A 21,372-nucleotide genomic window follows, 5' to 3' on the forward strand; every position below is an offset into this window, starting at 1 on the left:
GTATTTACCAATACCTTTATAAAAAAACATGATACAACCTCATCTGTTTGTTCATTTGGTTGTAAGAGTAAAAACTTAAAAATTATTCTTTTAAATATTTAAAAAAACTAGATTTTAAGCCTTATAACGTTCTTTCGCACTATAAAAAATACTCTCCGAAAAAGCTGACATTACAATATAGATAAAAACAATAGCTAATTAAATTATTCGCTTTGTTCAGTTTCTTTTACAATATAAATTGGTCTCTTCTTCGTCTCCAAAAAAATCTTTCCAATATATTTCCCAATAATCCCCAATGATAAAAGCTGCAATCCACCAATAAAAAGCAAAATCGATACCATTGATGGCCATCCCGATGTCGGATCACCAAATATAAGTGCTCGGAAAATAATGAAAAATAATGCAATTCCAGACCCTACACACGACAAAGCTCCTACAAATGAAGCAATATTCAAAGGCGCGTCTGAGAAATTGATAATACCATCAATAGAATAATTAAACAATTTCCAAAATGACCAGGATGTCTCTCCGGCAGCACGTTCACGATTATCGAATGATATATATTCGGTTTTAAAACCAACCCAACTAAATATCCCTTTAGAGAACCGATTGTATTCTGTTACCTCCAAAACTGCATCAACCATCTGTCTGGTCATTAATCGATAATCTCGAGCACCATCAACCATATAGGTGTCGCTAATCTTATTTATCAAATGATAGAATCTTTTTGCAAAGAAGCTTCTAATAGGTGGCTCCCCCTTGCGATCAGCACGTCTGGTCCCAACACAATCTATATCAGAGGATTCAATCATTTGAATCATTTGCGGTAACAATTCAGGAGGATCCTGTAAGTCAACATCCATAACAGTTACTAAATCACCATTAGCTGCTTGCAACCCAGCGTATAATGCGGCTTCTTTTCCAAAGTTACGAGAAAATGAAATGTATCTCACTTTGGAGTCTTTTATTGATGCCAATTTTTTTATAGCTTTTAAGCTATTATCCTTTGAGCCGTCATCCACAAAAATATATTCAAACTTTTTCCCAGTCAGTGACTGAATTTTTTCCATCTCCGCAAAAAAAAGAGGAATCGCTTCCTCTTCATTAAAGCAAGGAACAATAATTGATAACATTTTATTCACCTCTAAACTTCACTAAACTCATATTTCGGTTCGTCCAGATCACTATCATAATCCACGATTAAGTTATATCTCTTGAAGAACCATTCATCCGCTTCTTCCACAAAGAATAGCATACCATCTACCTTTTCAGTAATCAATGGTTTTTCAGGTGTATCCACCGACATTCCAACAGAAAATCCATCATGTACTTGCGTTTTCCCATAGACTTTCCCATAAAATTTGATTCCTTGTCCCTCACTTACCACAATTTCCTCTTTGAACCATTTTTGTGCAGCTGGTGTAACTGTTAATTTCATCATGTCAGACTCCTATCCATTCATTTTCTCGTCAAGATAATCGACGTCTTCGTTTAGTCCGATTACAACCAAGTGATCATTTTGCTGTACGATTTCTTCAGCAGGTGGAGATACAATCGGCTCATCATTATTCCGGCGAATAGCAACTACGTTTAAACCAAATTTTTGACGAAAATCTAGTTCTTGAAGAGTTTTTCCATAAAACTTCCTGTTAGTTACTACCACTTCTGCTAAAGAATACTCTGCAGAAAGCTCCAAATAATCCAAAATATTTTTAGAAACTAAATTGTGAGCAATCCGATAGCCCATATCTCTTTCAGGATGGACTACTCTATCTGCTCCGATTTTCTCTAAAACTCTTGCATGGTATTCATTTTGAGCTTTTGCCAATATATTAGGTACACCCATCTCTTTACACATCAAAGTAACTAATATACTCGCCTGAATATCCTCACCGATTGCTACTATCACGTGGTCAAAATTGCGAATTCCTAACGAACGCAGCGTCATTTCATCTTGAGCATTGGCAACTACTGCATGAGTAGCAATGTTCATGTACTCATTGACGCGGTCTTCATTGCTGTCAATTGCCAATACCTCTTGACCTGATTCTACTAAAGTCCGGCAAATACTGCCACCAAAACGACCAAGACCGACAATTACAAAACTTTGTTTCATGTTCTATCTCCTTAAATTTCAAATTTCTGTATTTTATAATTCAAGAGTCATCTCTTCACTTTTCCCAGTATAACAAAGAGAGGGTTAATAAAACAGAGGAACTCCTCTATTTTATTAACCCGTGTTTGAAGGCATAGATTGCTGCCTGCGTACGATCTTCTACTTCTAATTTCGCCAAAATATTTGATACATGCGTTTTGACTGTTTTCAATGTAATAAATAGTTCGTCAGCAATTTCTTGATTACTCATACCTTGGGCAATTAATAATAAGATTTCCTGCTCCCGATTGGTCAATTCTTCATGAAGAACGTGTCGATTCCGATTAGACAGCTGCTCCATCATTTTAGTAGTTACTTCTGGCTCTAAAACCCGCTCACCCTTGTATGTTGCTCTAATAGCATCCGCGATTTCGTGGGCAGTTGATGTTTTAAGCAAGTATCCAGAAGCCCCAGCTTCAATTGCTGGATAAACCTTCTCATCGTCAATAAAGCTTGTTACAATCAAAATCTTAGCCTCTGGCCAATCATTTAAGATCTTTTTGGTCGATTCAATGCCATCCATTACTTCCATCACCAAATCCATTAAAATGACATCTGGTCTTAATTCTAGCGCCTTATCGTAACCTTCTTCGCCATTTTCAGCTTCACCAACTACTTCAATATCGCTTTGAATAGATAAATAAGAAGAAACACCTAAGCGAACCATTTCATGATCATCCACCAACAACACTCGTATCATGTTTTGCCTCCTTCACTAAAGGAACTTTAATCTCAATACTTGTTCCTTGTCCTTTAAAACTAATAATTTTTGTTGTACCACCAACACCCGCGATCCGCTCACGAATATTTCTTAAACCATAACTTCCCGCATGCTCGTCATCTGTTTCAAATCCTACTCCGTCATCAATTACACGTAAGCTGATATTCTGTCCAATAATTTTTAAGTATACTTCCAACTCATTCGCCTTAGCATGTCGCAGCGTATTAGAAAGCAACTCCTGAACTACACGAAATAATTGATCTTCAATTGAAGAGGATACTTGAATATCCTGGACATCCCACTTCAAACGAATTTGGATTTTCGTCTGTAACTCCTTTAATAATTGCTCAATTCCTTGACGTAAACTCTTACCTTCCAAACTAACCGGTCTCAAATGCAACAACAAGGCACGCATTTCAGACTGCGCGGCATTGATTATATCTGCTACCATTGCTAATTGCTTTTTATAAGGTTCTAGTTCCTCAGAATGCTGGGACTGTTCATTTAACGCAGACATCATCATCATAGCCGCAAACAACTGCTGAGACACCGAATCATGCAGTTCTCTAGCTAAGCGGTGCCGTTCTTCTTCTAAGATTTTTTCCTTAGTCGTACCATCTACTAACTGTGGTTGACTGCTTAACTGCTGCAGCTCTCGCGACATACTAACCAATTTCTGCTGAATCTTTTTAATATCATCATTGATTAATAATAAATCCTTCGTCTGAGACATTGCAGCATCTAAAATAGGATGATCATAATTCCCTGAAGATAAATATTGCAGTTTCTCCTCAATCTTATTAAACTGCTGTTTTTGCAAAAACGTAATTAAAAAATAGACAACAATTCCAAGCGTAAAAGCAATCATAAACAGATGAATAATCATCGGAATATAAAAAATTCTAGCAGTTATCAGCTGCCCAATCAAATTTTTCTTGCCAATCGCATACATATACATGTACAACGTCGTAATTAACAACAAAAAAGTTGTCAGCCCTGAATAAAATGCCAAGTGACCTCGTGAAAGCTTATTTATCATACCCGAATCACCTCAACATCGCCTAATAAAGAATTGGTGATTAGTTTTATTCTTCTCGGGCTATCGTCGTAATCATCACTATACAGTTTTAACGATTCATTTTTCAAAGTAATTTCTTCATCTTCAAAATGGACTTTTCCATAAAAAGTAGCGTGTTCAAATAAAATTCCTACCCCATAAGGGACCAGTATACGCGTTCGACCAAAAACCTTCCGGATAATTACTACACTATCCTCTTTAGGAAGCAAGGTATTCCCTAAATCTACTATCGTATCCCCCGCAATAAGATCCACATTGATGTCATCCCATTCAAAGACCTGACTACCAATCCGCTCATTGCCAAACCAAGACTGCTTCTTTTTTTCACCTTGATGTTCAGTTGGGTTTTCTGTTGAGACAATAATCATCTGCTTTTTATTTTTAAAGGAATAGCTTGGAAAAGAAACTCCTGCAATTTCTACTCCCTTTAAGCCAAGAAATAAAATCGCAAAAATCAGCATTAACCAAGTTGCAGGACTATTCACCAAGCATATTACTAAAATCAACGAACCCAAAATAAGCTGAAACTTCCGTCGACGATTTTTGCGCAATCCCCAGTAGATATTTAAAATCCCAAATACCACCATAATCAATACCGGTGGATTTGATGAAACCTGCCACAGTAGAAAAACTGCAAGCAATGCTTCAATAATGATAAAAAAACGCCACGGACTTCTCACAATATTTCCCCCTGAATTGTTTATACCTCATTTTACTTGTTTTTCATTTCTAATACTATCGGACTTTAGTAGGACATAAGAAAAGCTTCACGAAATTAGTTCGCGAAGCTTACTATTCAGTCATTCAAACATGAATAACGAGTTATACTACTTTTGTAATTTTCACTTTCATATCGCCGCCAGGAGTAGTGATGGAAACAACATCTCCAACTTTCTTCCCAATTACTGCTTGAGCGATTGGTGAATCATTAGAAATTTTTCCTGAAAATGGATCAGCTTCTGCTTTACCGACAATTGTATACTCTTCTTCATCTCCATCAGGTTGTTCTACGAACGTAACAGTTTTGCCAATAGAAATTTCATCAGAAGCCACATTATCATTATCAATGATTTGTGCAAAACGAATCATATTTTCAAGTGTGCTGATACGCCCTTCTACAAATGCTTGCTCATCTTTAGCTGATTCGTACTCCGAGTTTTCAGACAAATCACCAAAGCTGCGAGCAATTTTAATGCGCTCGATAATCTCACCACGTTTTACCGTTTTCAATTCTTCCAATTCTTGCTCTAATTTTTCTTTTCCCTCATGAGTCATAGGATAAACTTTTTCTACCATAATTCTATTGCTCCTTCATTCTAAATAAATTACGAAAGGTAATCCTTTGTAGAGTTGATCCACAAAAGATTACCACGTAATTGCTTATTTGTAAATTAGTCTAGCTAATCTTTATTAACATATTTTTCAACTAATTCCATGTGCTCATCATACGTTTTAGCATAATACACTTTTCCGGTTGAAATGTCTGCTACAAAATAGTAATAATCATTGGCGGTTGGTTCCAGTACAGCCAAGATTGCGTCTTGACTTGGGCTATCAAAAGGCCCTGGACCATAACCTGTATTTACATATAAATTATACGGAGAATCAATTTCTGTGTCCTTATAAGAAACAACTTCTTTATGCTCTCCCAATGCATAAAGGATTGAGATATCCGATTGCAACGGCATGCCTTCATCAATACGATTGAAGAACACTTGAGCAATTTTTTTACGATCCTCTGTTGTTACTCCTTCCTTCTCAACCAAGGAAGCCAATGTCATAACTTCTTGTACAGTCATTCCCTTTTCTTTAATCCGACTGTAGTAAGGTGCCATTACTTGATTAGTCGCATCAACCATTTGAGTAACCAATTCTTGCAAATTATTAGTTTTCAAAACATTATACGTAGCAGGGAATAAATATCCTTCTAAACGATACTTAACTCCTTCAGCACTTCCTGCGTCAGTTAATAAATCTGGATATTGTTCCTTTAATTGGTTGAAGAATGCATCATCATTCATCAATTTCAAGAAGTCTTCTTTACTAAAGTCGGTTTTCTTAGCAACTAGGGTTCCAATCTGGTCAACATCATAACCTTCAGGGATTGTCAGTTTAGACGCATCATCTAAAGGCACATCACTTCCACCTTGCTGCAGCTCCTTGCCGATTTGATCTAATGTCATATTAGGCGAGAACTGATAATAACCAGCCTGAAAGTTCGTCAAGTTTTTAAATTTAGTATAGAAATTAAAAACTAACCCATCACGAATAACGTCATCTTTTTCTAAAATTTCACCAATCTGTCGATTTGATGATCCACTAGGGATTTCTACTTGCACCAATTTTTTATCATTAGTATCTAACGGTTTTAAACCTGCACTGACATAATTATATCCGGAAATAGCCAAAATTCCAGCAATAATCAATATCGCAACAGTCAAAACATAGACGATCTTTCGAACGACTCGATCTTCTTTTCTACGTTCTGCTCGCTTCAAATTGCTCTCCTCGCTTAACTCTTCTTCGTATTCGTCATAATCTATTTGACGAATCTCTTCGATTTTATCACTTAGCTTTTCAAAAATAGTCGGTTCATCAACCTCTTCGATAATAGCTGGAACTGCTGCTTGCTCTTCTATCTTTTTAGAATTAGTCGAAGCTTCCTTTTTTGTAGAAGGTTGCTTTTTTTCTTTAATAATCGGTTCTTGTTTAGGAGCATACGGTCGTTCAATCTTTTGGATAGACTCTTCGCCCTGTTCAGTCTCACGTTTTTGCCGATTTTCTTCTAACGCACGCATAATCTGTTCTTTAAAAGAACCTTCTTCTGAGTGTGTGTTCTGCACGTCAGACAAAACAACTCCCCCTTACTTCATGTCATAACTTTGTATATTATACATGAAAGTTTGGAGGAGTGAAATGGTATTCGATGTTTCGTAATAAATTTTACACTTTTGTAGTATCTCTCTTGTAAGAAATTTCATTGTATACATGGTAAAGATTCAATTCGTAATCCTTTTTAGCGTTTGTAACCACTGTATCAAGTATCAAACCAGTAATCAGCAACAAAAGGGCGAGCGTCATCAAACCAGTAGCTAGAACTGAAGATGGTAATTTGGTGATGAAGCCTGTTTTAATAAACTCAGAAATCACTGGAATACCAGTGATTAAGCCTAGTAAAAAGAAAAATACAGTAAAAATCGAAAAGAATAACATCGGCTTGTAATCTTTACACATCTTAACAATCGTAAGCAATACCTTAATCCCATCAGAAACAGTATTCAGTTTTGATTCACTGCCTTCAGGACGATCACGATAATCGATAGGAATCTCAACAAGTTTAAAACGCTTGTCTAATGCATGAATAGTAAACTCAGTTTCAATTTGGAAACCTGAACTCATTACAGGAAAACTTTTAACAAACAATTTGTTAAATCCACGATAGCCAGTCATAACATCTTTGATATTTGCTTTATATAATTGGTTGATAGTATTTTTTACTAGATTATTGCCCACATCATGAAAAGCACGCTTATTCTCCTCAAAGTAGGTGCCATTAGATAATCGGTCACCAATCACCATATCTGCCCTACCTTCTCTCAGCGCCTTTAAAAGCTCATGAGCAGACTCAGCTGGATATGTATCATCACCATCCACCATTAAATAGTAATCTGCATCAATATCAAAAAACATCTGGCGAATCACGTTGCCTTTCCCTTGACGAGGTTCTTTACGGACGATTACACCTTCGTTTAAAGCAATCTGGTAAGTGTCATCAGTAGAGTTATTGTCATAGACATAGATGTCTGCATTGGGAAGTTCTTTTTGGAAATCGTTGATTACTTTTTTTATGGTTAGAGCTTCGTTATAGCAAGGAATTAGTACTGCTATTTTTTCAGTCATTTACTTTTCTCCTTTAAAACATTTCACATTGTACTAAGGATACAGGAAAATCTTAAAATTATCCATAAGAATAGAAAAAAGCCTGAAACAAAACAGGCCTTAAATCAAATTTTCAGATTTGAGATAATTTTTCATTCCAGATTGAATACTATAATTACGTTCAAAACCAATTGATAGGAGTCTTGAAATATCGGCTACAGAATCTTTGATATCTCCAGATCTTTCCGGTTTATAAGCAACGGGTAACTTCACTCCTAACGATTTATCAATAACCTGAATTAATTCATTTAAAGTAATCGATCTTCCCGTACCAACATTGTATTGTTTTCCTAAAGTTTCTTCTTTTTCTGCGATCAGCAATAATGCCTGAATTACATCATCTACATACACAAAATCTCTGGATTGAGATCCATCGCCAAAAAGAGAAAATTCTACTGATTCACCCCTTAATAGCTTTTTATAACAATTTACTAAAATAGAAATCACACCACTATATGGAGATTCAGGATTTTGATTTGGTCCGTAAACATTAAAAAAACGAACCGCACTTGTTGGAATACCGTACAAGTGATTGTAATTTAATACATATTGCTCTGCAGCAAATTTATCAACCGCATAAGGAGTTAAAGGACGAATAACAGATTCTTCTCTTTTAGGAAGAGTTGGCTCATCACCATAGACTGCTGCAGATGAACTAAACACTAAACGTTTTAGATTCTTTTGATGCTTGCGAATTAATTCGAGCAACATTAATACACTCTCGAAATTCACTTGATGAGTTTCGACCGGGCGTTCTACAGAATCCGCTACACTTGCTATAGCAGCTAAGTGAACGATGTAGTCAAATTTATTTTCAGATAAAATCTTCTCCATCAACCCTTGATCTGTAACACTTCCTTCAATAAAAGTGATATTCTTATTAAAATTAATATTTTCTTTTTTTCCCATGGATAAGTCATCAACTACTACAACATTATTAGACTGACAAGCTTGATTAGTAAGCGTTGAACCAATAAAACCTGCTCCACCTGTTATTAAAAAATTAGAATTAGTCATTTTTCACTCTCCCCATTAATCTTCCTAAGAATAACCAAAATACTAAACTGCCTAAAGTATGTTCTAAAACAAATTCACTATTAAATAATCCAAAAACTGCATAGGATAGTACAACTAAAAAATATGGAAAATTAAAATCGTCAATCTTTAATTTCAGCCAATTAATATTTTTAACTATTTGAAAAAGATTTTTAAAGCAAAATCCAAAAAAAGAAACTGCTCCTAAAACACCAGTAGACACTAATACATTGATATAGGAGTTGTGAGCTATAAAACCATTTTGAGCTATGAAACCGTTAGGAAGATATTCTCTTGCATATGGAATTAAGTTTTTAGGAGAGACCCCATAAATCCAACTAGTACTAAAAATTTCTAATGCACTTCTCCAAATGGAAAATCTCAGATTCGAAACATCATTACTCTCAGCCACATCTTTTCTAATTAGACTGGAGTTAGCTTGTGAATTTCTTGCCAAATTGTTATCGCTGATCCGAGATTTCAACAATTCTAAAAGTTCTGTGAAAAAAAATTTAGTTAAATCTATAAAAACATGAACTATAAAGACTGTTAATACAATTGAAATCACAGATAAAACTAACTTATAAAGAAATGACCAGCTCTCGAAGCGCTTTAAGTTAAAAATGAGTAGACTTATCGTTATAGCTATTGAAACATAAGCAATAACCTCAGCAGTTCTTGAACCACTAAGTACAATGTACAAGTATTGTAGAAAGATATTACTACTTAAAAATAATTTAGATAATTTATTATCACTTTGAATAAAATAGTATACGCTGAGGATTATAATGACTACCGAAGCAGTAGCTGCGTAATTAGGGTCTCCAAATACACCAAAAAGTCTTGATTCTAAAAAACCAATTCTTATGCGATCTCTAGGAGAATAAAACTTTTCATATCCGAAATTCAAAAAAAACATAACTAAAGACGAAATAACTAGTAAAAACCATGAACAAATCAAAGTTAAGCTTATTTTCTTAAAAAAAGAAGCATTCTTATAAAAATCTTTGCCAAACTGATAGGCTAAAAAGTAATAAATTGCACTCCAGACAACTAGTTTTAGATTTGGAATCATTCCATACCGCCTATTCATCACAGTAGACAAAATGATTACAAGTACGAAAAAGACTAACATTTTATCGTAAGGAAATTTCCTATTTAATAAATTCTTTATTAAGTCTATAAACAAGATGATGCTGCCAGCTGCAGCTAATACAGTGAAAACAGCTCCATCGTACTTAGAGGGTAACAGGCTTACAAAATTAATTGCTCTTAAAACAAGACCCATTAGTAAACATTGTAAATATATTTCTTTGACCCTAATAAACTTTTCGTTACTTATCAATTGCCACACTTCTTTCCATCTAATATTTCTCTCCATTTGATTATTATCGAATCTAGGTCAAATTCTTTTGCCTTCAATAAAGCTCTTTTTTGAAAATTAATACTTAGATTTTTGTCTGTAATTAATGTATTTATTTGTCGAGACATTTCTTTAGTATCAAAACTTGGAACTAATACACCAATCATGTCACTCTTTAATAGCTCTTGAGCCCCTCCATGATCAAAACTAACTATTGGCAATCCAAAAGACATTGCTTCGATCATAACTAATGGTAAGGCTTCTGTTCTGGAAGTTGAAAGGAAAATAGAGCTTTCTATATAGTGGTTTGCCAAGTTTTTTCCCGCTAATGGCCCCACATAGTCAATCTTACTGTTAACATTATTTTTTCTAATCAATTCTAAAAAATCTTTTTCTTCTTTTTGGGTACCCTGTCCAGCTATTCTGACTTTCCACCCATCAGGTAGATCTTTAGCTACGTCTAAAAGATAGTCTAACCCCTTCACATGTACATCTAATCTTGAAGTAAATGAAATTACTCTTGTGGATAAGTTTGATACACCTTTTTCCTTTAGAATCATAGGGTTATGGATAATAGTAGTATTCTTATTTATTTTAGAATATACTTCTGCTGCTTTCTCTGTTAAACAAATTATCTGATCAGTAGCCTTTAAACTTCTAAAGAAAGGTACTTGATAGTTTTTAGTTATTTCATTAAAACTATAGTCAGTATCTTCATGCATCCAAGATATCACCTTTAATTCAGGAAACGCTAATTTTACTTCCTCACAAAATAATACGGTAGTAATAGCCGAGTTAAATATTAAAATTTCTAAATTTTTATCAGCAATGATCTTTTTGAGATTAGCAATCTCTTTTTTTACATACTTTTTAGGAGTAAAGTTTCTATTATTTAGCACTAGCTCGATACCCTTTTTAATTTTCACTATATTGCTACTAATTGTCCCTTTTTTTTCGAGAATCGATATCAAACTTTCTTCTGCAACATCAAAGTAATTAGTATCATCTTGATATGGTATAAAAAGCACATTATAGTCCTTTTCTAACTCTTTTCCTATTGTTGCAGCTACCATATTCGCTCCTCCATAATTAAAAGAAGGACTTACTATTCCAATATTCAAAGAAATCACATCCTTTTTTTTATTCTAGAATAAATTGAGATTATAAAGCGAAACTCTTCTCTGTTTCTATACAATATAAAATAAATTAACAAAGAAATTGTGAAGCCTATAGTCCCATTAAAAAATAGTCCTATTAATCCAGAAAAATTTTGTGCAATCCCCCTTCCAACAGTTACAGTAATAATAACTGAAAAAATTAATTCGAAAAAATACCTTAAGAATAGAACTACAAAATCAAGAAAATTTTTTTCAAAAACATGCTTGTATATAACATAAGCTTCATACCAGATTACAAAACCGAGCGAAGACACTATTGTGCCAATTAATACACCATTTATCCCTAAGTCAAATACAATCAATAAGAGAAGTGAAATAAATAAATTTAGCCCCGCCTCAAGTATAGGTTTTTTTCTTTGAAACCAATACAACCCAAAAGATTCTATAAAAACAAATCCAGTATTTCTATAAACTTGAATAGAATAATTTAAACAGATTAGGGAGGTTGTAAACCCGCTGAGAATGTAATCACTACCAACCCATAAATCTATAAACGGATTAATGGTCGATACTAAAACAATTGTAGTGAAATATACTAGAGAATGATTAATAAAAAAATGTTTCTTAAATAATCCATATGCTTTATCCTTATTAGCAGAAGTTGCAAAATTTCCAATACTCGCAGTAACAGAATTGGTTACCTGCTTGCAAAGATTTTGAATACTCACCGTAATTAAAGAATAATTTGAATAAATTCCCACTGCAGTTAGACTAACAAAACTTGAAATTAGTATATTATCGGTCCCCATAACAATAACTCCACCAATTTTTGAGGATACATTTCCGATAATATTTTTCTTAATTTCCTCCCGCGTTTCAGAATCTAGCTTACTAGTCTGGGTGTTTTTTAGATAAGGATATCTTTTATCAACTATACGAGAAATACTAAGATTAGAAATAAAAGTTGCAAAAATTTGAATAATTAGAAACAATGTAAAACTTGAATAAAAATATAGTGAAACCACTTGCAATACATTCATAACAAGCAAAAAAAACAAATCATTTATTGAATTTATGTAGTTTTTTTGATCTGCAATTATTAAAGAACGTTTATAGGTAAAGAAATAACTGATAGATGAATTTAATAAAAAAAGTATATAGTATGTATATACTTTACTTATCTCAATATTATCGTTAATTAAAAAGTGCAAAAATGGGATTAAAATCAAGCCCAAAAGGCCTACAAATAAACCGATACGTTCATAAGCTTTTTTGTAAAGATTCATTAAAGCACTTATTTTAGGTTGATCGCTTTGGGATAGTGGTTTGTACAAAGAATATATTATAGAGGTTCCTATTCCTAACTCCGCTAACGACAAAAAACTTAAGATATTTGTAAAAAGGCCATTCAATCCAAGATATTTAGCACCTAAAAAGTGGATAAAAAAACTTCTGCTAACGAATTGTATTATTAGTCGGAAAATATATACTAACATAGATACTGAGGAATTTATAATAGAATATTCCAATCGGCTTTTCTTCATAATTGAGCAAAACTCCATTTTCTTTCAAAATAAAACTTTAAAGGTTAAATCACGCTAGAACTAACTAAATTTTCTATCTACTTTGTTACTTTTTGCAATTGATAAAATCTTATACAATTTCAAATGAATCATCAATAGATTCAAGGCTATTTTTCTCGATTTAGTAAATATTTTGTTGTTCATGATGAACAGATAATTTTTCCGAATATATCTCACTATTTCTGTGGTTTCAGAAACTTTATTTTCGACATTGCTACTCAAAATTTTATCCAAAACTAAAAAATGCGCAAAACAAACTCTTTGATGTGCAGCTTCGTCTAATTCATGAGATCGTCCTTTGACTTTCTTTTCGTTTTCTTCCCAAGCAATTATATACTCTAAATGTTTCTTGGAAAATTTTTGGCTTGTTATGCTATCGTTTCTATGATAATAATAATATTTTTGCTTTGTATCAACTACTATTTTCTCACAATTATCCAATATACTAACAATTGCAAAAGAATCTTCATGATACTTTCCTATAGGATATCTCAAAGTATCAAAAATTGATCTAGCATAAAGCTTATTTACAGCGTGATCAGATATCTGATTTCCATGAAAAATTAACAACATAGCTTCGTTTCGATCAAGCAACATATATTTTTCCTGCTTTTTTTCAGGATTTTTTCCTTCATAAACATGATAGATACCACAAATCGACAAATCAGCCTTTTCCTTTACTATATTTTCATATAGTAGCTCATACATGTCTCTTTCGATATAGTCATCACTGTCAACAAATCCTAGATACTTACCTTTAGCTACATCAATTCCAGCATTTCTAGCATCACTTAGACCACCGTTTTTTTTATGAATAACTTTAACTCGATCGTCTTTTTTAGCATATTCATCACAGATTTGGCCAGAATTGTCTAGTGATCCATCATCTACCAAAATTACTTCAAAATCAGTAAAAGTTTGTATTAAGATCGAATCTACGCACTTGTGTAAATATTTTTCGACATTGTAAACTGGAACTATTATACTTATCTCGCACATTACGACATTACATCCTTCATAATTTCTACTGTATGACTCATCGCTTCTTCTAAGCCAAATAAACTTTTCCATCCAATTTTATTTATCTTGCTAGGTTCGAGTATTGCCACACTTGCTTTAGAGTACCCTTTTTGTTCTTCTTCATCTGGAAGTTCAAAAACTACTCGGGTTTTACTTTGATCAGCAATTATCTTTGCTAATTCATTTAATCGTAAATCAAATTCTTTAACAGCAATGTTATATGCCTCTCCAGTTTTTCCACTGCTTAAAAGAAAAAGTAGTGCATAAACCACGTCACCAACATACGCATATGAGAAATATTGATCTCCTTTACTTTTCAAAACTATGTTTTCTTTCCGTACACCATTCATAATGAACTGAGAAGACGCTTTAGAATCATTTAAAAGCATTGTTGGTCCGAAAGTACGGCATAGTCTAGGAATAACAACATCTACATTATATTTTTCAATATATGCCTGACATAAACTTTCACTTACCCTTTTTCCCTCTGGGTATCCAGCTCTTAAGGTATTACAATCAATGTAACCACAATAATTTTCATCAAACTTTTCAACATCTCCACGATTCTCGCCGTATATTTCTACTGTCGATAGGAACATAACTCTAGTGTTCTTATTTTTCACGGCGTAATTCAAAACATTTTCTGTACCCTTCAAATTTGTCATGATAGTTCCTATTGGATCTGTAGAGTAAGCTCTAGGATGAGTATTGCTTGCCCCGTGTAAAACATAATCTACATTTTCACTTAAATTGATAGGTTCTTTGATGTCTCCTTCGACTAAATTGAAAAACGGCGTCGATAAATATGAAGCAAATCTTTTTTTCATTTTATCTAAGCTACGACTCATCGCATAAATTTGAATATTACTACGCATAGTACTGTTACGCTGCATTAGAACATCAATCATATACGATCCGATCATGCCAGTAGCACCTATAATGAGAAAAGAGTGCCCATCAATCTTTTCCCAATCGTTCCTAGCATTATTAATAAGATCCAATTCTGAAAGATACAAATCATTTTTTATCAGCAAAAGCTCTCTCCTAATCTTTCATCTTCAAATAAGCTTTAAATAATTCTAAGTCATCTGTCGTAGTCAATTTTATATTTTTATCAGACCCGGCAGCAAAATATAGCGTTTCTCCAAGTTCAACCATCATAGTATTTGTGTAAGAAGAATCTGACATGCCTATATTTTCGCTTACTGCTTTATCATAGGCCCACGCAAGTTTCCCAAATTGATATGCTTGAGGAGTAGATACTCGTCTTAGCGTGTTTCTGTCGATATATTGTTTAGTAGTTTCTTCTGTATCCTTTACAAATATTTGCTCATTATAGGGAAGAGATGTAACAGCATTACCAAATTTTTTACTTTTGACAATAACATCAGATAGAACTATTTCATCAACTAGCGGTCTGATTCCATCATGAATAATAATTGTATCATCTTCATCAGCATGCTGCTTCAAGAACTGAACACCATTATTTATAGATTCTTGCCCTTTTGATCCACCTTCAATAATCCAACGAATTTTTTTTAAATCAAACTCTCGAATATAACCCCATAAAGTTTCTTCCCATCCAGATTTGCAAACTACTAATATCTGGTCAACTAAGGGATGATGTTCAAATGACTCCAAAGTATAAATGATGATTGGTTTTCCTTCGACAGTGATAAACTGTTTTGGAATGTCCTGTCCCATTCTTTTACCCACACCACCAGCAATAATTAAACCCGTAATCATTTTGTTTCCCCCTCTTCTTTAAGATAATAGATTCCTTTATATTTAAGATATGAATTATCTGGATCAATAAATACAGCTTCATGATGTGACTTTCTTTGGTTTACAGGAGGCATAGTCATATAATCGCCAAAAACTCTAGAAAGATACTTATCATACCCTATTGGAATAGGTAATTTAGTATCTTCAAAAGGCATCCATATTGCTTCTGAGAACTCAATTTTGGGATAAATATTCCCCATATATTTGGGACCCACACAAAGTTCTGTAACGTATTGAGTCTTTGACTGAGAATATTTTGTCATTCTACCTTCAGCATATCTCCAAATATAATATTTCCTTTTAGGACCTTTAGCTATATTAAGAAGAACACTGCTTATTATTTCTAAAAGCTTTCCATGATTCTTAGGGATTTGTTGACTACAAAATAGTGCATAAACTAGTGCCCACATTTTTTGGAATTTTCTTTGAATTTTACTCTCAGGAGCATTATCCAAGGGAAATATGTCTATTTGTATTCCATGAACTATATCTAAATTAGATTGATATGTTTTAATAAACGTTGTTTCTTTATCTCTTAGGGTCATGAAGGAATTTTTATCATTGTACTCTTTGCTAGTTTTTGATAAAAAATACCTTTGCTCATTTTCATTCGCTTTCCATAATTTGAATAATTTTTCGTAATCTTTTCTTGGCATAAAAAAATCAAGATCGTCATCCCAAGGCACAAATCCTTTGTGTCTTATAGCCCCGATAGCCCCACCACCACACAAATAGCATAGCAAATTATTTCTTTTACAAAATTCAGTGAAATATATAGCATTCTCTAAACTCACTTTTTGTATCTTTTGCAAAGTCATATCCTTACTGAACATATTCAACTTCCAATCAATATACTTTTTTTAACGCAGACATTATTCTAGGCAATTTTAGTTCAATAAAGTTCCCACTACTAATCAGTTTAATAAAAAGAAACGTAGGTAAATTATATATTTTCTTTAACATCCACTTTGATTTAGTATCAGTGATCGCTATTTTTTTTGCTTCAACAGTAGCAGAATCATTTAGCAAAGAACTTATTTCTTCCTTTTTTTCAGCATTGCTCAGATCATTATTATTTAGAATTGAAAAAATTACTGAGGTGACACCTTTTAGAAATAGAGAGGCCGTTCCTGATTTATTTCTTCCATTTGTCAATTCATTTGTTAACTCATAAAACTCTTTAAAAGTTTGGTATTTGTTTATAGAATAATCATTTGTTATCCCTTTGCCACTTTCGAACTCATAAACATATTCTATTTTAGAACTAATAAAACTCTTGTTACACTTTTTAAAATATTCTAGATTGAATATTCGATCTTCACAACTTCGATAATTTTTGAAACAAATACTGTTCTCTTTGACTATTTTACTTTTGTAGCATTTGTTCCATACAACGTACATCAACTGCTTATTCATCAAACTATACAGATCATCTAAAAACTCGTTCTTAGATCTATAAATGCGCTCATCCGCTATATAATCTTTACTAGAAACCACTACATTATTTTTTTTTGTAACATATGTGAATGAACTAACGATCAAGTCAATATCTGTATGTTTGGAATGGATCTCATTGTAATCCTTTAAAATTGTTTTTTTAGGTACATCATCTACATCAAAGAATAGCAAATATTCATTAATAGCATTCGCTATACCAATATTTCTAGCAGGACCTGGGCCATTATTAGTTGTAGATACTAAATGAAATTTATGATATCCATTAATAGACTGCTTGATTATATCTTCTGTTTTGTCAGTGGATCCATCATTAACTAATATCACCTCATAATTTTGATAATCTAGCTTTTTTAAAGATTCAATTGTTTTGTCAATGATTAATTCAGCATTATATACTGGAATAATTATACTAAATCCTACAGCAGACATGATACACCTCAGCTATCCTAATATCTTTTCGGTGGGAAAGTTTATAGATTTTAAATTAACAGCATTTTCTTCTTCTACTCCCTGCGAAGATACCTTATCAAATAATATCTTAATCGTTTGAAGTAAAATTTTCATGTCCAGCATCAAAGAATACTTTTTGATATAAAGCAAATCAAACTTCAACTTACTATTATAATCTGAAACATACTTCCCATAAACCTGAGCATACCCGGTAATCCCCGCACGGACATTATGTCTTAGATAATAATAAGGGTTCTCTTCATTAAATTGATCTACAAAGTAAGGTCGTTCTGGACGTGGTCCAATGATTGACATATCCCCTTTTAAGACATTGACCAATTGTGGTAACTCATCAAAACGAACAGCACGTATAAACTTACCTACTGGAGTGACCCTAGCATCATTGCTTTTCGCTAACACTGGACCAGACTTTGCTTCCGCTGTCACAGACATTGAACGGAACTTGTAGATAGGAAATTCTTTTTGATCTTTAGTAATTCGAATCTGTTTATAGATAATTGGTCCAGGCGAAGTCATCTTGACTAAAATTGCAGTTAACAACATGAACGGTGAAGCAACTACCAGTAAAACTAAAGAAACTACAATATCAAAAATTCTCTTGAATAGTGCATCCTCTGGTTGAATATTAAAACCAGTAGATTCAATGATACTCTCATCCTCAAAATTCATGATGTTCGCATTGATAGTGATCAAGTTTTCGAAAGTTGTGTTCAGAAAAAGTTTCTTATCTTTTTGAGTAACTAACTGATAGATTTTTATTTTTTCTGCTTCTTCCAATTTTGAAGCTAGGTAAACTATATCAGTATCATCGATCAACTTAACTAGATTTTCATAGCAATTTCCGATAATTACAGCACTCACTTTGTGTTTATTATTTTTATGTGTACTAAAATTTTGCACAGCTGGAGCTACATCTTTTTCATAACCTATAATAACAACCTTTTTATCTGAACCCAATTTCATATAAAGTTTATAGACAGTTATTCGATAAATACTTAATAGAAGTACTCCTATTAAAAAGGAATAAAAAATGACAGATCTTGGAAAAGCAAACCACCTTCCTGCAAAGGTAATAATCATTATGCCCAGAGACATTAAAATCTGTCCGATAACCGTAACGAAGATAATATCGCTGCTAATACGATTATAAAATATGTACGTTCCCAATAACATGTTTAACAGAATAAAAAAAATGGAGATAAACACAGCAGAACTTTCAAACGTTTGAAAATTTCTCAACGGTATTTCTCCGCCAAACTTGAACCAAAAGCTAGCATAGATAGATAAATTGTACATTAAAACGTCCAACATGATTATGAACATACGACGCGCTGTACCCCATTCGCCACTTTTATTCATATATAAATTACACTCCTAATCTCCCAGAATAATCCATTTTCAATCTTACCACAGTCGTAGCTAAAAAAATAGAAAACTCTAGAAAAGTAATAAAAATGAAAGAAACGAAATTTGAAAAAGCAGCCTATCCGACTGCTTTTTCATTGTTTATCCTCACTGAAAAATCTCCGCCAACCCTCGTTAAATTGGGATTATAGTAGGGATCATTCTCAATGTATTTAGACCAAGTTTGCTCCATATAAGCAGTTTCTTTTTCGAAGCGTTCAAGTTTTTCAGGTGTGTTTTCATAGCCTCTTGATTGAGATTCAAAATGATACAATTCAGCACCATGCAGCCAAACATTATTATGCCCTTTTTCATATTCGCGTAAACATAAGTCTACATCGTTAAAAGCAACTGTGAGCTCTTCATTGAAACCTCCCAACTCTGAGAAATCTTTAGCTCTAATCATCATACATGCAGCTGTTACAGCCAAGTAATCCACGTTAATCTCAAGCTTACCAAAATAGCCGAAATCACCTCTTGGAAAAGTATGATGACCATGTCCAGCAGCTCCACCCATTCCCAAAATTACTCCTGCATGCTGAATTGTATTATTAGGATAATAAAGCTTTGCACCCACACATCCAATTCGTTCAAACTGTGCAAAGGAAACCATTCTAGTCATCCATTCTGGTGTGATAACTTCTGTATCATTATTCAAGAAAAGTAAGTATTTCCCTTTAGCTTTCTTCGCTGCCAAGTTATTAATGCGAGAATAGTTAAATGGAATGTCTATTGACTCTACAATAAAACGATCGTTTAATTGTCTTTTGTAATTGCTATAAAGATCTTGCATTTGCGGTTGATCGCTTCCATTATCGGCGATGATTATCTCATAGTTCGGATATGTTGTTTTAGCAACGATAGAATCTACACATCTTTTAACATCATCATAGCCATTTCTAGTGGGTATAATCACACTGACCATTTCTTCATTTAAAATTGAATAGTTTACATCGTATAATCCATTACCTGCAGCGTGGGTTACCTTTGCTTTGATTCCTCTGCGGTTTATTGCATCTTGGACGGCTTTTAATCCTGCATCAAAAGCATAACCTTTAGTTGATTGATCGGCTGCTGTAGAACTTGGTAATATACGCCAATAATATAGTATCCGTGGAATATGTGCAATTCTCTTTGAAGTAGTTTTTTCAGTAAATCGAAGAACTAAGTCATAGTCTTGGGAGCCTTCATATCCTACACGAAATCCTTCAATCTCATCCATGATGGAGCGTCGATATACACCTAAATGAGAGATGTAGTTAGTTCCTAGTAATAAATCAGGAGACCAGTCAGGTTTAAAAGCTGGATCGAATCGTTTACCTGACATATCAATTTTATCTTCATCACTATAGATCAAATCCAAATCTGGATTTATATTGAGACATTTGACTACTTCGTATAACGCAATAGGCGCCAACTCGTCATCATTATCAAGCAAAGCAACAAACTCACCTGTAGCAATTTCTAGCGCTGAATTTGTTGCCCGAGAAATATGTCCATTTTCTTTGCGATAAACTACTTTAATTCTTTTATCTGACTCTCGAAATTTTTCAAGTAATGGACGAACAGCAGCATCGGTTGAACAATCATCTGCAATACATAATTCCCAGTTTGAATAAAATTGATTTTGAACGGATTCAATACACTTAACCAACCATTTTTCTTCTACATTGTAAACAGGCATTAGAATAGAAATAAGCGGCTTATAATCATATGCTGCGATTTCCTTTTCAATTAAGGATGAACTCCATTGCTCATTTTCATCAATCCATTGCTGGTAACTCTCATCATTCTGCTTACTCTGTTCAAGTTTCACTCTTCGCAGAGTACTTTTTAAACCATTACGTTTTAAGTAACCTAATCCTTTTCGGACTTTTCTATAAAACAATTCAAACTGATTTATTTTGGCAGTATCACCATTTAAGTTTTTCTTAGGATCAATCATTTCGATTACGCTATTGTCATTTATCGAAAACGTAATGGGAATCTGTTGATTTGAATTCTCCATCATTATCTCCAACAAAAAACCCATTTGCAAAGTCGCACTTGTTTTGTGAACTGCAGCAACATCAGAACGATTATGAAAACTCAAAGAATAATCAATAACATTATCTGAATCAATATGAATGTTTGGAACAGTTTTACTATTTTCTCCAAGTGTCCAACCCTTAATAATTGTTTTCTTTTGTTTTGGAAGATATTCGCTGCTGTCTATACAAACAAGAATTTTTTCTCCTGACAT

20 protein-coding genes are annotated in these 21,372 nt (G+C 33.4%); all 20 read right to left on the reverse strand.

Going from position 1 to position 21,372, the window contains the following annotated elements:
* Positions 1 to 203: 203 nt before the first annotated feature.
* A complete protein-coding gene (locus tag I588_RS14795; protein WP_010759565.1) occupies positions 204 to 1,133 on the reverse strand; it encodes a glycosyltransferase family 2 protein in 930 nt (309 codons plus the stop codon).
* An 11-nt stretch (positions 1,134 to 1,144) separates the two neighbouring features.
* The gene (locus I588_RS14800) at positions 1,145 to 1,438 is read right to left on the reverse strand and encodes a HesB/YadR/YfhF family protein (protein WP_034694404.1); all 294 of its coding nucleotides are present in this window, start codon (positions 1,436 to 1,438) and stop codon (positions 1,145 to 1,147) included.
* Between the two features lie 12 nt (positions 1,439 to 1,450).
* Positions 1,451 to 2,116: a potassium channel family protein gene (locus I588_RS14805; protein WP_010759567.1), complete on the reverse strand. Its 666-nt coding sequence runs from the start codon at positions 2,114 to 2,116 to the stop codon at positions 1,451 to 1,453.
* Between the two features lie 106 nt (positions 2,117 to 2,222).
* Positions 2,223 to 2,855 carry a response regulator transcription factor gene (locus I588_RS14810; protein ID WP_010759568.1) on the reverse strand — a complete coding sequence of 211 codons (633 nt, stop codon included), beginning with the start codon at positions 2,853 to 2,855 and terminating at the stop codon, positions 2,223 to 2,225.
* Positions 2,830 to 3,915 (reverse strand): sensor histidine kinase, encoded by a 1,086-nt coding sequence (locus tag I588_RS14815; protein WP_010759569.1) that lies wholly within the window; start codon positions 3,913 to 3,915, stop codon positions 2,830 to 2,832. The genes I588_RS14810 and I588_RS14815 overlap by 26 nt, the downstream gene beginning before the upstream one ends.
* Complete coding sequence (gene liaF / locus I588_RS14820) at positions 3,912 to 4,634, reverse strand: cell wall-active antibiotics response protein LiaF (RefSeq protein ID WP_010759570.1); 723 nt, start codon at positions 4,632 to 4,634, stop codon at positions 3,912 to 3,914. Before liaF ends, I588_RS14815 begins: the two co-directional genes overlap by 4 nt.
* Positions 4,635 to 4,776: 142 nt before the next feature.
* Complete coding sequence (greA, locus tag I588_RS14825) at positions 4,777 to 5,250, reverse strand: transcription elongation factor GreA (RefSeq protein WP_010759571.1); 474 nt, start codon at positions 5,248 to 5,250, stop codon at positions 4,777 to 4,779.
* A gap of 104 nt (positions 5,251 to 5,354) precedes the next feature.
* On the reverse strand, positions 5,355 to 6,806 hold the full coding sequence (mltG, locus tag I588_RS14830) for an endolytic transglycosylase MltG (protein ID WP_010759572.1): 1,452 nt from the start codon (positions 6,804 to 6,806) through the stop codon (positions 5,355 to 5,357).
* 91 nt (positions 6,807 to 6,897) lie between these two features.
* Positions 6,898 to 7,854 (reverse strand): glycosyltransferase family 2 protein, encoded by a 957-nt coding sequence (locus tag I588_RS14835; RefSeq protein ID WP_010759573.1) that lies wholly within the window; start codon positions 7,852 to 7,854, stop codon positions 6,898 to 6,900.
* 99 nt (positions 7,855 to 7,953) lie between these two features.
* A complete protein-coding gene (locus tag I588_RS14840; RefSeq protein ID WP_010759574.1) occupies positions 7,954 to 8,910 on the reverse strand; it encodes an NAD-dependent epimerase/dehydratase family protein in 957 nt (318 codons plus the stop codon).
* Complete coding sequence (locus I588_RS14845; protein ID WP_034694407.1) at positions 8,903 to 10,273, reverse strand: O-antigen ligase family protein; 1,371 nt, start codon at positions 10,271 to 10,273, stop codon at positions 8,903 to 8,905. Before I588_RS14845 ends, I588_RS14840 begins: the two co-directional genes overlap by 8 nt.
* Entirely contained in the window at positions 10,270 to 11,412 is a 1,143-nt protein-coding gene (locus I588_RS14850) for a glycosyltransferase (protein ID WP_034694409.1), read from the reverse strand. Before I588_RS14850 ends, I588_RS14845 begins: the two co-directional genes overlap by 4 nt.
* A 5-nt stretch (positions 11,413 to 11,417) precedes the next feature.
* Complete coding sequence (locus I588_RS14855; RefSeq protein ID WP_010759577.1) at positions 11,418 to 12,953, reverse strand: lipopolysaccharide biosynthesis protein; 1,536 nt, start codon at positions 12,951 to 12,953, stop codon at positions 11,418 to 11,420.
* A 60-nt stretch (positions 12,954 to 13,013) separates the two neighbouring features.
* Positions 13,014 to 13,991, reverse strand: coding sequence for a glycosyltransferase family 2 protein (locus tag I588_RS14860; RefSeq protein ID WP_010759578.1), 978 nt, complete (start codon positions 13,989 to 13,991; stop codon positions 13,014 to 13,016).
* Positions 13,991 to 15,046 (reverse strand): NAD-dependent epimerase/dehydratase family protein, encoded by a 1,056-nt coding sequence (locus I588_RS14865; RefSeq protein ID WP_010759579.1) that lies wholly within the window; start codon positions 15,044 to 15,046, stop codon positions 13,991 to 13,993. The genes I588_RS14860 and I588_RS14865 overlap by 1 nt, the downstream gene beginning before the upstream one ends.
* Before the next feature lie 10 nt (positions 15,047 to 15,056).
* Positions 15,057 to 15,758, reverse strand: a complete 702-nt coding sequence (locus tag I588_RS14870; protein WP_010759580.1) for an IspD/TarI family cytidylyltransferase — start codon at positions 15,756 to 15,758, stop codon at positions 15,057 to 15,059.
* Entirely contained in the window at positions 15,755 to 16,630 is an 876-nt protein-coding gene (locus I588_RS14875) for a LicD family protein (RefSeq protein ID WP_010759581.1), read from the reverse strand. The genes I588_RS14870 and I588_RS14875 overlap by 4 nt, the downstream gene beginning before the upstream one ends.
* A 13-nt stretch (positions 16,631 to 16,643) precedes the next feature.
* Entirely contained in the window at positions 16,644 to 17,684 is a 1,041-nt protein-coding gene (locus I588_RS14880) for a glycosyltransferase family A protein (protein ID WP_010759582.1), read from the reverse strand.
* Between the two features lie 12 nt (positions 17,685 to 17,696).
* Positions 17,697 to 19,085: a sugar transferase gene (locus I588_RS14885; protein ID WP_010759583.1), complete on the reverse strand. Its 1,389-nt coding sequence runs from the start codon at positions 19,083 to 19,085 to the stop codon at positions 17,697 to 17,699.
* 124 nt (positions 19,086 to 19,209) lie between these two features.
* Entirely contained in the window at positions 19,210 to 21,372 is a 2,163-nt protein-coding gene (locus I588_RS14890; protein WP_010759584.1) for a glycosyltransferase family 2 protein, read from the reverse strand.

It is taken from the genome of Enterococcus pallens ATCC BAA-351, assembly GCF_000407485.1.
Classification (GTDB): domain Bacteria; phylum Bacillota; class Bacilli; order Lactobacillales; family Enterococcaceae; genus Enterococcus_A; species Enterococcus_A pallens.